Below are 12,615 nucleotides of genomic sequence, written 5' to 3'. Positions count from 1 at the left end.
CATGCAGTCGTGTCTCCACCATGCTGTCCGCGCTACGTCGGCCTCACTTCCGTGAGGTTCACGCAGTGGCCTGGGCTGCGTGAGCCAGCTCGTCGAAGGAGCTCTCCCACACCTCCCGGACATCACGGCTGACCAGTGTGCGCAGTGTGGGCCATAGGCTGACCAGAAGGTCGCGACTGAGGAACTGGACCAGATCGTCTTGCGCTCCCTCGGTCAGGACGATCCGGCAGCAGTTCATCCACAACCGCGGCTGATCGAGATCGAACGTGGTCAGCCCCGGCCGCGCCAGATGCAGCGGCAAGGTCACTGTGCCGTGCTGAGGGCCGACGAGCTCGGAGAGGGTGGCAGGCGCGCCGAGCGGACTTGGCACGGCGAAGACCAGAGGGACCGGGCTGTGTTGCCATACGTCGATCATCCAGGAAGAGCCTGCGGTGGGGCTTCTTGATCCGCAGACTGGCGCAAGCCCTTCTCAGGTAGACCCTTAACAAGAGATGCTCTTCACCTCTCGGTGATCGGGTAGCAAAAGAGGGTGACGGTAGCCGCTGCCGCCCCTTGCCCACCAGCGACGAATCAGTGCCGTGCTGGATGCCGTGAACGCGCAGATCACCGCGCACCGCGAACTCATCCAGGCCGCGACTCAGCACCGCAGCACACTCGCCGCGCATCTGCTGACCGGCGTTCTGGTCCCCGAATGACGCACTCCTCTCCTTTCAGTCCGTCCGCGAAGGAAGACTTCTGTGAAAGCTCCGCCGTCCGAGTCACGATCCGGAACGAGGTATCTGTGGCTGCTCGTGGCAGCGCTGTTCTCGCTCGTGGTGGCTCTTGTCGCTGGGATCCTGAAGACCAGCACCGGAGCCGCATTCGCTGAGGCAGTCCTTTACGGCGGCACTGCTTTTGCCACGTCGATGGGCCTCTGCGTGCTTGTCCTGTCTGCAGTCGGCCAACTCTGAACAAGCTGACACGCTTTTCGGAACATCCTGCTGCGGCCGCGCGCGTTCACCTCTGCTGGGAAGCACCGCGTGCGCGGGCCACAGCTCAACCGTCGGACAGAGTGTACAAACGGTGCGAATTCCCTGATCGGTCCAGACAGTAAAGAAGGCCCGGGGCTTGACCTGGGCCTTCTCCATGGAGCGGGTGACGAGAATCGAACTCGCGCTCTCAGCTTGGGAAGCTGATGTTCTACCATTAAACTACACCCGCGTAAGATCCGGACCGCCGTACGAGTGCTGTCCGAATGCTCGCTCACTCTACCCCATGGCAGGCCCCCGGTGTGCAGGACCCGGGGGTCTGACGGTGTTTCAGGGCATGGACGCGGCTGCGGAGGGCACGTGTTGGGGCGTACCGTGAAGCGGTGGCGCGCGGGCGGGGTGCCGCCTGGAGGGTCGCTCCTTTGATCCCGTAACGTGGCTTTTGTCGTCAGGGCAGCAAGCCGGCAGCGGCTTTTGGGGAAGGGACTCTTGGACTTGATGGAGCGCACCGTCGTCCGCTGTGCCGATGGGCACGTGTTCAACGCCGACTCGTTCCCGATGCAGCAGGCCGATCGACTCGGCCCCGGCCGGCTCCTGCGGTGTCCGCGCTGTGCGCGCCTCCGCAGTGTCGTACCGGTCACGCTGCAGAGGCGGTAGGGCGGGACAGGCAGAGGCAGAGGCGTGGGCGCGCGGGACGGCCGGTGGTGGGCGTTCCGCGCGCCTTGCGTATTCTCGGGGCGTGCTTCTCTCTGACAAGGACATCCGGGCCGAGATCGACGCCGGGCGGGTGCGGATCGATCCCTACGACGAATCCATGGTGCAGCCGTCCAGCATCGACGTACGCCTCGACCGCTACTTCCGGGTGTTCGAGAATCACCGCTACCCCCACATCGACCCCTCTGTCGAGCAGGCGGATCTGACCCGGCTCGTGGAGCCGGAGGGCGACGAGCCATTCATCCTGCACCCCGGTGAGTTCGTGCTGGCCAGCACGTACGAGGTCATCTCGCTGCCGGACGATCTGGCCTCGCGGCTGGAGGGCAAGAGCTCGCTCGGGCGGCTCGGGCTGGTGACGCACTCCACCGCCGGGTTCATCGATCCCGGATTCTCCGGGCACGTGACCCTGGAGCTCAGCAACCTCGCGACGCTCCCCATCAAGCTGTGGCCCGGTATGAAGATCGGGCAGCTGTGCATGTTCCGGCTCAGTTCGCCGACCGAGCACCCGTACGGCAGTGAGCGCTACGGCTCCCGGTACCAGGGGCAGCGGGGGCCGACGGCCTCGCGGTCCTACCTGAACTTCCACCGGACGCAGATGTGAGCGGAGTGCGGGAGAACCTCAGCTACGAGCAGTTCGGTGTCGCCGTCCGCGAACTCGCGCAGACCATCGCCGACGACGGATACCGGCCCGACGTCGTGCTGAGCATCGCGCGGGGCGGCGTCTTCGTCGCAGGCGGGCTCGCCTACGCGCTCGACTGCAAGAACATCCACCTGGTCAACGTGGAGTTCTACACGGGGGTCGGGACCACGCTCGAGATGCCCGTCATGCTCGCACCGGTGCCCGACACCATCGACTTCACCGACAAGAAGGTGCTGATCGCGGACGACGTCGCCGACACCGGCAAAACGCTCAAGCTCGTCCGCGACTTCTGCCTCGACGCCGTGGCCGAGGTGCGCAGCGCCGTCGTCTACGAGAAGACGCAGTCGCTGGTGAAGTGCGAGTACGTCTGGAAGCGGACCGACGAGTGGATCGACTTCCCGTGGAGTGTGCAGCCGCCGGTGGTGCGGCGGGACGGGCAGGTGTTCGACGCCTGACGGTGGCGGCAGGCGCCGAACGAGGAAAGGGCTCCCCGCGGGGAGCCCTTCTCGTGTGTGGCCGCCGGGTCAGAAGGTGCCCAGCTTCACGATCGACAGCAGGGCGAGCAGCTGGATCGCCGACGCGCCCAGGGCCTTCGGCCACGGGAGGTCGTGGGAACGGCTGACCATGATGGTGAGCAGGGCGCCGCCCGCCACCCAGGTGGCCCAGCCGAGGAGCTGGACGAAGGACGCGTCGCCGCCGGCGAACATGGCGACGACCAGCCGGGGGGCGTCCGTGAGGGACATGATCAGCATGGAGAGGCCGACCGTGGGCTGCCAGGCCCCCGTGCCGCCGAGCTGGCGGGCCAGGGTGTGGGTGACCACGCCGAGGACGAACGAGCTGATCACCAGCGCGACGGCGGTCGTCAGGACGATCGGGACCGCGTTCGAGAGGGTGGCGTTGATGGCGTCCTCGCGGGCACCGTCGAAGCCGAAGACGGCGAGCAGGCCGTAGAGGAACGTGACGACGAGGGCGGGGCCCCACATCGCGTAGTCGCGCATCTGGAGGAAGGTCGGCGAGGGGGACAGGACGATGCCCTTCAGCAGGTCCTTCCAGCGCAGCCGGGGGCCGACCGGGCCGGGGTGCGGGGCCGAGCCTGCCTGGTAGGTGTCGCCCTGGTGGTAGGGGTCGTCGTTGAGGGAGAAGGCCTGGGTGTGGCCCGCGTTGTTGGCCGCGTAGGGGTCCGGTGCGGCGCCGTGGTGTCCGCCGTCGCCGAAGTACTCCGGCTCGCCGTAGCCGGCCGGGCCTCCGTGCCCGCCGCGGCCCCCGTGTCCGCCTGGGCCCCCGTGCGCCTGCGGCCAGGGGCTGCCGCCTCCACCACCCTGTCCGTATGCCGGAGGCTGCGGCGCCTGGGGGTAGCCGTATGACGGCCCCGGCGGCGTCTGCTGTCCGTGCGGAGGGTGTTGCGGTCGCGCGTTGGGAGCGCCGTTGTTGTTCCGGCCGCGTCCGATCCTGAATCCAGCCACGACATCGAACGTACCTGGTCCCCGGCGGCCGTGTGCCGGACCCCGGCTTTCGGGCAGGCCTTTGCGGCCGAGCTGTGACATCCCCTAAGGGACCGTCAGCCCCCGGGTCCGTCGTCCGAAGGGGGGTGGGGCGTTCCGGTCCTCCGGAGGATGGAGGACCGGGAGAGACGGGGGAGGGGAAGGGGGTGGGGAGGGGAGGGGAAAGAGGGGTGGGGAGGAGGTGGGGAGGGGGTGGGAAGCGCGTGGGTGCGGCGCAGGGGCCGCCCTGGTGGGCGGCCCCTGCGCGTTACCGCCCCGGCGGGGGTCAGCTGTTGTTGCTCGACGGGCCGAAGAACTCGATCTCGGCGATCGCCACCTGCTTCTTCGGGTCGGCTCCGTAGGCCGAGCGCAGGACGAAGCGCACGGTGGTCACCTCGCCGACCCGGAACTTGCGGCGCTGGCCGCCGGCGCCCTGGTCCAGGGTGATGGTGCGGGTGATCTTCTCGCCGTCGGCGAGGGTGATCTGGGCGTCGAGCTGACGCGGGAGCGCCGACGCCGAGAGCTGGTCCGGCTTGGTCGAGGTGCCGGGGGTGATCACGAGGTCGAGCAGGCGGGTCGGCTGGTCGAAGGTGGCCTCGACCCACTCGCCCTCGGCGGCCTGTGAGATGCCGGGGCCCCACCACGTGTTGTTGAGCTTGTCGAAGGCGAGGGGCGCGCCGTGACCGGAGAAGGAGCGGGACGCCTTGACGCTGGACGGGCCGATCGGGGCCCGCTTGGCGAAGTGGTCGCGGGTGGCCTGGATCATGGCGCCGAGGTTCACGACGAGGGTGATCACCAGGCCGATGACGACGGCGGCGACGACCCAGTTCCAGATGTGGCCGAAGCCCCGGCGCAGTCGCGGGCGCTCGCCGGCCCAGGCCGACTCGCCGTTGCGGCCGCCGAACATCCGGCGCCACCAGGGCGGCCGTCCCGGGGTGTCCTCGCCGCGGGTCATCGACATGGCGCAGCGGGAGCAGTAGTGCCGTTCGGGGCGGTTGAGGGTGGAGCACCAGGGGCAGGGGATGCCGCCCTCGGCGTCGGACTGGGGGCCCACGGCGCGCACCTGGGGGCGGTGGGCGACGGGACGTCCGGGCAGGACCGGCGCGACGGCGGGTTCGTCCGGGCTGCGGGGCTCCGGGTCGGCGACGGGGACGAGGAGGGATCTGGCCCGCTCGGCGGCGGCCGCTGACGCGGCGGTGTCGTCCTGGTGGCGGTGGTGGTGCTGGGGCGGCGGCTCGGGGGAGTCCGTGACGTGCGGCAGGGGTTCGGTGTCGTCGTCGGGTGCCGTGGTGTGCGGGCCGGCCGGACGGTGGGAGGCGGGTGCGGCCGGGTTGGCCGGGTTGGCCGGGGTGGTGCGGTCCGGTCCGGCGTGGTGCCCGTCGTTCCCGTCGTTCCCGTCGTGGTGCCCGGTGGCGTGGCCGTACGGGGTGGGGGGCGCGGTTGTGCCCGGTGCGCCGGTGTGTGACGTCGCCGGGGCCGCTGAGGGCGCGGTGCTGTGGGGGGCGGAGTCCGCCGGTGCCGTCCGGGGGGCCGGGATCGAGGGACGGGCGCGGTCGCCGGAGTCGTCCGGGTGGTTCTCGTCGGAGCGGGCGGGCTCGTGGGCGGTGTCGTGGGCGGTGTCGGTGCGGCCCGCCATGTTCGTCCGGTCGTCGGTGCCGGGAGCGGTCGTGGTGCGGGCGGGGGCGCCGGTTGCCGCGGTGTGTGCCGTGGGCTCGGAGTGCGGGGTGGGCTCGGTGCGTCCCGGCCGGCCGTGGCCGGCCCAGCCGAGGACGGCTCCGCAGGAGTCGCAGAAGGACTGGCCGGGTTCCGCCGGGGTGCCGCAATCGGCGCAGCTGGGGGCGGCCCGGCCGGGTCCGGAGGAGGGGCTGGTCATCTGTCGGTGGTCCTTTCGGCGGTGGTCGTGGCGGTGACCTCGACCGTGTACGGCATGTGGGCGGGGCGGGCGGCCGCGACCAGGGTGTCCAGCCGGTGGGTGTCGGCGGCGGTGGGTGTCGGCAGCGCCAGGGAGACGTGCAGGTGCGGGCGGCGGTCGCCGGGTACCGGGCCGAGCGGGCGGGCGTGCCACTCGGCGGCGCCGCTCTCGGTGATCCGCGGCGCCACGCCGAACACCAGGCGCACCGCTTCGGACAGGCCGCGCCGGGTGCCCCGTACCCGGTGCAGGTAGGTGGCGGCGGCGACGGCGGCCCGCAGCCGCTGCTCCCCCGTGAGGCCGTCCGCCGGGGCGCCGTCGGTCTCGATGCCGTCGGTCTCGGCGCCGACCCAGTCGGCCAGCCAGCGGGTGAAGTCGAGCGGGGCGAGCGCGGGGTCGAAGTAGGAGTCCAGGTTGTCGAGGACGACCAGGAAGGGGGCGAGGACCTCGTCGAGCCCGGCGACGAAGTGGTGCGCCAGCTCGTCCTCGGCGAAGATCGCGGGCAGCATCGCCCCGATCGGCGCGGAGGAGCCCAGCCCGTCGATGGAGCCTCTCACGCGCCGTCCCCGATCACGCGGACCCGGTGGTCGAAGGAGAAGACGAGGGACGGGGCGGACAGGTCGATGCGGTCGGTGGCCTCGCCGCGCTTGCCGGTGATCGGGTCGGCGGGGTGCAGGAGGACCTGGTCGACGAGTTCCACGCCGGGGACGCGCTGGAGGACGGCGAAGATCTCACCGGCCTGTACGGGCCGTCCGAACGGCCAGCCGGTGCCGTCGGCGCCTCCGGTGAGCGGGTCGAGGTGGTGGTAGAGGGCGTCGTGGGCCTGGCGGCGGACCCGGTCGGTGTCGGTGCCGCGGAAGGCGTGCACGGTGGCGACGACGGTGACGCCCTGGTAGAACGGCGGGCCCACGGCGAGGCGGGTGCCGATCAGCCGGCGTTCGTCGAGGTAGCGGGTGATGCGGGAGAGCAGCGCGTCGCCGGGGACGAGCTGTTCGAAGCGCAGTCGGCCGCCGGGGTCCGGCACGGCCTGGGGGACGACCAGGACCCGGACCGCGTAGGCGCCGTGTTCGCTCTCCTCGCCCTCCAGGCAGGTGATGCGGGCGGTGTCGGGGGCGGCGCGGCGGGCGAGTTCCTCGTAGTCGCGCAGGGTGACCGCGCGTTCCTGGGCGCGCAGGGTGATGGGCGCCCGGGTCTTGGCCTCCTCGACGGTCTCGCCGTCGACGCCGCCGCGTGCGGCCTCCCGGTTGACGACCTCGGAGACGTACGGCACGGAGCGGCGCAGGACCCGGACGGCGCCGCGGGCGACGTTGCCGGACCTGCCGCCGCCGGTGCGGTAGCGGCGGGCGCGGATGACGGCGCCCTTCGGGGGGACGGCGCCGTACTGGCGCAGGGTGCCGTCGGGTTCGCGGACCGCGGGGCCGAAGGCGATCTCGCCGGTGGTGGCGTCGAGGGTGATGTGCCGGTCGTACGGGCGGGAGCCGGCGAAGTGGGGGACGACGTCCCAGTCGGTCCAGCCGTCGTGCTCGGCGGTCTGCAGCAGGACGGGCGGGGTGTCGCCGACGACGGGCGAGTGGGCCAGGCGCAGCCGCTGGCCGGGCAGGCCGGTGGATTCGCCGAGGGCCTCGTCGCGCACGGTCTCGGCGTGCACGGCGCCGGTGGTGCCGCCGAGGGTGTACACCTCGGCGGCCCGTACGGACGGGGAGGTGGTGTAGAAGGGCTGGCCGGTGAGGGGTTCGGTGACCCGGCAGCGCAGCCAGCCGCCCTGGTGGCCGCCGTTGCGGGAGAGCACGTGTCCGCCGGGGATGTGCAGGACGACCTCGCCGGGCCGGTTGAGGCCGCCGGTGACGTCGCGGTCGACCTCGCACTCGGTCCAGCCGTCCTCGGTCCACGCCTCCCACACCAGCGGGGGCTGGCGCGGGTCGACGCCGACGCCGTCGACGCGGCTGTCGAGTTCCAGGGCGACGACGCAGTGCGGGACGGCGGCGCTCAGGCCGAACAGCATGCAGTCGCCGGGGCGGGGGGCCTCGGTGAAGCAGAGGACGTCCTTGGCCTCGGCCAGGTCGTCGGTGCGGTCGGCGACCGGTTCGCCCTGGTTCTGCACGGCGAGCCGGCCGAGCGAGCAGGGCACGACGGTGAGTTCGTGCTCGGTGGCGAAGACCACGGCCTCGTCGCGCTCGGTGCGGGTGGTGGCCACCTCGGTGCCCTCGGGCAGCACCACCGGTTCGTCCTGTGGCGCGGACAGCCAGAAGGTGACGTCGGTGCGTGCGGCGGTGGGCGGGAAGAGGGTGATGCCGACGAGATCGAGGAAGGCCAGGTGGTTCTTCTCGGGCACCCGGTTGAGGCGGTACACGATCTGGTCGGCCATGTGTGCGACGGCCTCGACCAGGGTGACCCCGGGGTCGGAGACGTTGTGGTCGGTCCACTCCGGTGCGCGCTGCTGGATGTAGCGCTTGGCGTCGTCGACGAACTGCTGGAAGCGGCGGTCGTCGAGGTGGGGAGAGGGCAGGGCCATCAGCGGTCGCTTTCGGGGAGGGGGCCCGACTGGCCCGCACCGGCCGTGCCGCTCGTGCCGGGCTCGTCGTGGGAGGGGATGACGTAGAAGGGGAAGACGAGGCTGCGCGGGTTGTTGGTCCCGCGGACGGAGTAGCGGACGTCGATGTGCAGGACGCCCTCGCCGGGCCCGGCGGTGACCTCCACGTCCTCGACCTCGATGCGCGGTTCCCAGCGGTCGAGGCTGGTGTACACCTCGTGCTGGATGCGGCCGGCGGTGGCCTCGTTGACGGGGGCGAACACCAGGTCGTGGATGGCGCAGCCGAACTCCGGGCGCATCGGGCGTTCGCCGGGCGCGGTGGCCAGGATCAGCCGGATGGCCTCCTGGATCTCCATCTCGCCGCTGACCAGGGCGATGCCCCCGGTGGGTCCGATGCGCAGCGGGAACGCCCAGCCGGCTCCGACGAACTGCTCGGCCATCAGATCACCGGCTTTCCGTTGGCGGTGAGCAGCCCCATGATCGGGACGGTGGCGGCCCGAATGCCCACGGCGGCCGCCGCGTTGATCTGCACGCTGCCCATCGCGGAGAGGGTGGCCAGGCCCATGGCCTTCATGGAGAGGGCGCCCTTGGCGTCGACGCTGACGGCGCCGACGGACGAGCTCAGGCTGACCGTGCCGCGGCCCTTCAGGGTGAGCGGGCCGCCGCTCTTGATGGTCACGGACCGTTTGCCGTTGAGGGTCAGGTCGGTGCCCGCCTCGACGGAGACCGAGCGGCTCCCCTTGATGACGACGGTGCCCTTGCTGTCGACGGTGATCTCCGTCTTCGTACGGTCCAGGTTGATGATCAGCTTGTCGTCACCGGACGCGACGCGGACGCCCTGTTTGCGCGCGCCGGTGGTCTGGCTGAGCAGGTCGACGCGGTTGGCCTCGCGGTCGGACAGGGTGTGCCGGATCGCCCGCCGTTTCACGCCGTCGTGCAGCGGGACGTCGCGGACGGGGGACGGCTTGTCCACGCCGTTGTAGAGCCCGCCGACGACGAACGGGTGGTCCAGGGCGCCCCGGTCGAAGGCCACCAGCACCTCGTCGCCCACGTCGAGCGGGAAGATGCCGCCGCCGCGCTTGCCGCCGAGCTGGACGGTACGGGTCCAGTCGGAGACGTAGGTGTCGTCCAGCCACGGGAACCGCAGCTTGACCCTGCCCTGTTTGAGCGGGTCCTGTACGTCGGTGACCAGGGCATTGGCGACACTGGGCAGACGGGGTGCGGCCGCCGCGGTGCCCCCGCCGCCGGAGGTGAGCCCGAACAGTGAGCGCCACTGCCGGCCGCTGACGGTGATCCACGTCTCGTAGTGCTTGCCGTCGCCGAACACGTGCCGGGCGGACGTCACCGTGTACTTGCCCTCGAAGGGGGCGCCGACGTCGGTGAGGGTCACGGGAACCCCGGGGCGCAGCTTGGGGTTGCCGCGCACGACGACCTCCAGCTCGGCGAAGGACGAGGTCACGTCGTCGGCGAGGGAGTCCGCGGCGAACTTCACCTCGTTCTGCCGGTCGTAGGGCTTCTCCGTCTCCACGAGGGTGACGACCCCGAACGCCGAGGCGGCCTTCTGGGGGGTGGTGCCGATGGAGATGCCGGCGTTGGCGGTGGTGGGCGCGGTCGCGGTCAGTTCCTTCTTCGCGACGACGTCCCAGCCGCGTGCCTCGACCTGCCCGAACTGGTCGGCGGAGGTCACCGCGGCCCGGCAGCGCAGCACGTCGGTGCCGGCCTGGAGGACGAACGGGCTCTTCTCGCCCGGGGTGCTGGTGGGGGGCGCGCCGGCGGCGGGGTCGGGGCTGACGAACCGGAACTCTCCCTTGGAGTCCAGGGACATCACCATGTCGTTCTCGTCGGCGAGCCGGGAGAGGAAGTCCCAGTCGGTGACGTTGGCCTGGCTGATGAACTCGTAGACCGTCCGGGTCGACTGCACCTTGCCGACGGTGACACCGTCCTGCCCGGCCAGGGTGCGGGCGATGTCGGACGCCGTCTGGTTGCGGTAGGCGGCGACCCGGCGGCGGCGCATCATGCGGTGGCCGCGGTCGTAGCCGCGGATCACGGTGAAGGTGCCGGTGCCGTCGTAGTCGGTCTCCATGCCGGTGACCTCGCCGGTCAGCAGCGGGTCTCCGGAGCCCTTGCCGTGGGCGACGGGGGAGATCACCACCTCGGTACCGAACTTGATGCTCAGTTTGCCGAGCACCAGCCCGTGCGCGTCCCGGAACGTCACCCGGAAGGCGCCGGGCACCCCGGCGCCCAGGTCGACCCAGCCGCCGACGAGCAGCGGGGCGAAGTAGGACGGTACGGGCTTGCCGTCGAAGGTGACGTCGACGATGTTGGAGAAGGAGGGCTTGACCATCAGAACGCGACCTCCCCGGCCGCCGGAAGGATCAGTTCGGTGCCGTTGGACAGCCGGGAGGGGTCGTCGATGGCGTTGGCCTCGGCGATCGAGCGCCAGGCCGCGGCGTCCCCGTACTCCCGCCAGGCCAGCGACTGCAGGGTGTCGCCCGCGACGACCCGGTGCACGCGCCGCGCGGTGAGCGCGCCCGAGGTCGGGTTCTGGCCCTTGGTCTGGCCGGGGATCTCGTTCAGCTCCACCTGGCAGGCCGCCCGGATGGGCACGCCCGTGGTGCCGAACAGCGTGTAGTTCGCCCCCACGCTGCCGATGTAGGCGGTGAACCGCGCCGTGGAGAACGACCCCCATTCGAACACCACCCAGGGGGTGGAGGGCTGGTCGGCGGCGATGCTCTTGGAGGTCACCTCGCAGCAGGAGAACAGCGCCTCGACCTTCTTCAGCACGCTGGTGTCGCCGGGGTCACCGGAGGAGTCGAGGAAGATCTCCATCGACAGGCTCCGGCCCTCGGCCCCCATGAACTCGGGCAGCGCACCGTCCCGCAGGGCGGCGGAGGGGGTGCTCTTCCACTGGGCGCGGCGGGTGAGGGTCAGCTGCGAGGGGTTGAAGTCGAATTCGAAGTTCTTGATCAGGCCGCCCGGTGTGGTGCTGTCGCCGATGGGGGGCTCGTGGATGGACAGCGTGGCCCGCACCAGGCTCTTGCCCGCGCCGCCTCTGGAGCCTTTGCCTCCCTTGCCTGCCATGGTCCTTCGTCTCCGTCCTCGGTGCTGGTGTGTCCGTGCTCGTGGATGTGCTCGTGGGGTGGGGCGTGGGGGTGGGGCGTGGGGGTGGGTGCCGGACCGTCGGTGGTCCGGAACGCGGTCAGTCCGTGAATCCGTGGTGCGCGATCTCCAGGACCTCCGTGGCCACGCCCGGGTTCGCCGGGTCCAGGGAGGGGCCCTGCCAGTTGACCGGCAGGACGTCGATCAGTCCCCAGCGCGCCACCTCGGAGCCGTCCGCGCGCAGCGCCGAGATCTGGGCGGTCGGGCGGGTGACGCCGGTCGTCACGGAGGAGATCCAGGCGGCGACCTTCGAGGTTTCCGGGGTCAGCGGACGGGTCAGCCGGATGGTGGAGAAGGTGACCCTGGTCGGCAGTTGCCACATGAACCCGTTGTTGCCGCCCTCCTGGTACTGCTCGACCTCCACCGTCGAGGCCAGGCCCTCACAGCCGTTGAACGCGCCGAGGTTCTCCCCGTCGATGGTGAGGGTGAAGAAGATGGAGGATCCCGGATCGAGATCGCTGGGCATCTGACGGCCTTTCGCAGGGGGCGGGACGGCGGGCGGGGCGGTGGCGCCGGGGAGGAATCAGGTGCGGGGGTCGCGGAGTCTGCCGATGCGTTCCCGGTCCATCCGCAGTTCGGTCCGCAGGAGGCGGGTGAGCGGTCCGAGCAGACGGTGGGTCAGCTCGTCGATCTGCCCGTCGCTCAGGGCGCGCGGATCGAAGGACCCCCCGGCGCGCGAGCCGCCCCCGGCGCCGGGGTACGGGTCGTGAGGGCTGTACGGCGGGGGCTGGCCGCCGGGGTCGTACGGCGGAGGAGACCCGGCGTCGTACGGCGGAGGGGGCCCGGGGTCGTACGGCGGGGGCGGCTCGGGGGCATGCGCGGGCGGAGTGTGCGGTGTCTGCGCCGGCGCGCCGACGGCCCGCTTCCACAGCGACTTCAGCGCGGCGGGTACGGCCAGGCGCTGGACCGGGACCGGCAACGGGGGGAGTGCCGGGGAGCCGGGGGCGTGCAGCCGGGTCACCGAGGCCTCGGCCGCCGGGGACGGGTCCGCCACGGCCGCCCGCTGCACGGAGGGCACGGAGGAGACGGCGGCGGCCGGAAGGACCGGGGTGAGGGCGGCGGGGGCACGGAGCGGGACCGGGGCCGGGGCCGGGGATGCGGACGGCCGGGGTCCGGCAGCCGGGGGTACGGGCGTGGGCGTGGGCGGGCGCGTGGGCACGGGGTTCTTCACCGGGCTCGGCGGCGCGGCGGTGCGCGGGGCGGGGGCGGGGGCG

The 12,615-nt window shown here is 71.7% G+C and carries 12 protein-coding genes and 1 tRNA gene; 2 read left to right on the top strand and 11 right to left on the bottom strand.

Annotated elements, in window-relative coordinates; genetic code table 11:
* Positions 1-58: 58 nt before the first annotated feature.
* Both HTV45_RS17370 and HTV45_RS17365 read right to left on the bottom strand, forming a co-directional pair.
* Entirely contained in the window at positions 59-415 is a 357-nt protein-coding gene (locus tag HTV45_RS17370; RefSeq protein ID WP_251692279.1) for a transcriptional regulator, read from the bottom strand.
* Between the two features lie 711 nt (positions 416-1,126).
* Positions 1,127-1,200, bottom strand: a tRNA-Gly gene (locus tag HTV45_RS17365).
* Between the two features lie 507 nt (positions 1,201-1,707).
* Between HTV45_RS17365 and dcd the strand changes: the two genes are divergently transcribed.
* Positions 1,708-2,283 carry a dCTP deaminase gene (gene dcd / locus HTV45_RS17360; RefSeq protein ID WP_215206713.1) on the top strand — a complete coding sequence of 192 codons (576 nt, stop codon included), beginning with the start codon at positions 1,708-1,710 and terminating at the stop codon, positions 2,281-2,283.
* Complete coding sequence (locus tag HTV45_RS17355; protein WP_215206712.1) at positions 2,280-2,777, top strand: phosphoribosyltransferase; 498 nt, start codon at positions 2,280-2,282, stop codon at positions 2,775-2,777. Before dcd ends, HTV45_RS17355 begins: the two co-directional genes overlap by 4 nt.
* A 69-nt stretch (positions 2,778-2,846) precedes the next feature.
* On the opposite strand, the gene HTV45_RS17350 is transcribed toward HTV45_RS17355, so the two are convergent.
* The 9 genes from HTV45_RS17350 to HTV45_RS17310 all read right to left on the bottom strand — a co-directional run.
* Positions 2,847-3,866 carry a Yip1 family protein gene (locus tag HTV45_RS17350; protein WP_215206711.1) on the bottom strand — a complete coding sequence of 340 codons (1,020 nt, stop codon included), beginning with the start codon at positions 3,864-3,866 and terminating at the stop codon, positions 2,847-2,849.
* 223 nt (positions 3,867-4,089) lie between these two features.
* Positions 4,090-5,676: a zinc ribbon domain-containing protein gene (locus HTV45_RS17345; protein ID WP_215206710.1), complete on the bottom strand. Its 1,587-nt coding sequence runs from the start codon at positions 5,674-5,676 to the stop codon at positions 4,090-4,092.
* Positions 5,673-6,269, bottom strand: a complete 597-nt coding sequence (locus tag HTV45_RS17340) for a phage tail protein (RefSeq protein ID WP_215206709.1) — start codon at positions 6,267-6,269, stop codon at positions 5,673-5,675. Before HTV45_RS17340 ends, HTV45_RS17345 begins: the two co-directional genes overlap by 4 nt.
* Positions 6,266-8,224 carry a putative baseplate assembly protein gene (locus HTV45_RS17335; protein ID WP_215206708.1) on the bottom strand — a complete coding sequence of 653 codons (1,959 nt, stop codon included), beginning with the start codon at positions 8,222-8,224 and terminating at the stop codon, positions 6,266-6,268. Before HTV45_RS17335 ends, HTV45_RS17340 begins: the two co-directional genes overlap by 4 nt.
* Complete coding sequence (locus tag HTV45_RS17330) at positions 8,224-8,682, bottom strand: GPW/gp25 family protein (protein ID WP_215206707.1); 459 nt, start codon at positions 8,680-8,682, stop codon at positions 8,224-8,226. Before HTV45_RS17330 ends, HTV45_RS17335 begins: the two co-directional genes overlap by 1 nt.
* Positions 8,682-10,586 carry a VgrG-related protein gene (locus HTV45_RS17325; RefSeq protein ID WP_215206706.1) on the bottom strand — a complete coding sequence of 635 codons (1,905 nt, stop codon included), beginning with the start codon at positions 10,584-10,586 and terminating at the stop codon, positions 8,682-8,684. The genes HTV45_RS17330 and HTV45_RS17325 overlap by 1 nt, the downstream gene beginning before the upstream one ends.
* A complete protein-coding gene (locus tag HTV45_RS17320; protein WP_215206705.1) occupies positions 10,586-11,323 on the bottom strand; it encodes a LysM peptidoglycan-binding domain-containing protein in 738 nt (245 codons plus the stop codon). The genes HTV45_RS17325 and HTV45_RS17320 overlap by 1 nt, the downstream gene beginning before the upstream one ends.
* Positions 11,324-11,441: 118 nt before the next feature.
* Positions 11,442-11,867: a phage tail protein gene (locus HTV45_RS17315; RefSeq protein ID WP_215206704.1), complete on the bottom strand. Its 426-nt coding sequence runs from the start codon at positions 11,865-11,867 to the stop codon at positions 11,442-11,444.
* A 57-nt stretch (positions 11,868-11,924) separates the two neighbouring features.
* Positions 11,925-12,615: extensin (locus HTV45_RS17310; RefSeq protein WP_215206703.1), on the bottom strand; the 691-nt coding region annotated here is incomplete at its 5' end.

Source organism: Streptomyces sp. CHD11 (assembly GCF_018638295.1).
In the GTDB taxonomy this organism is placed as follows: Bacteria; Actinomycetota; Actinomycetes; order Streptomycetales; family Streptomycetaceae; genus Streptomyces.
This window is presented reverse-complemented; position numbering and strand designations above follow the sequence as displayed.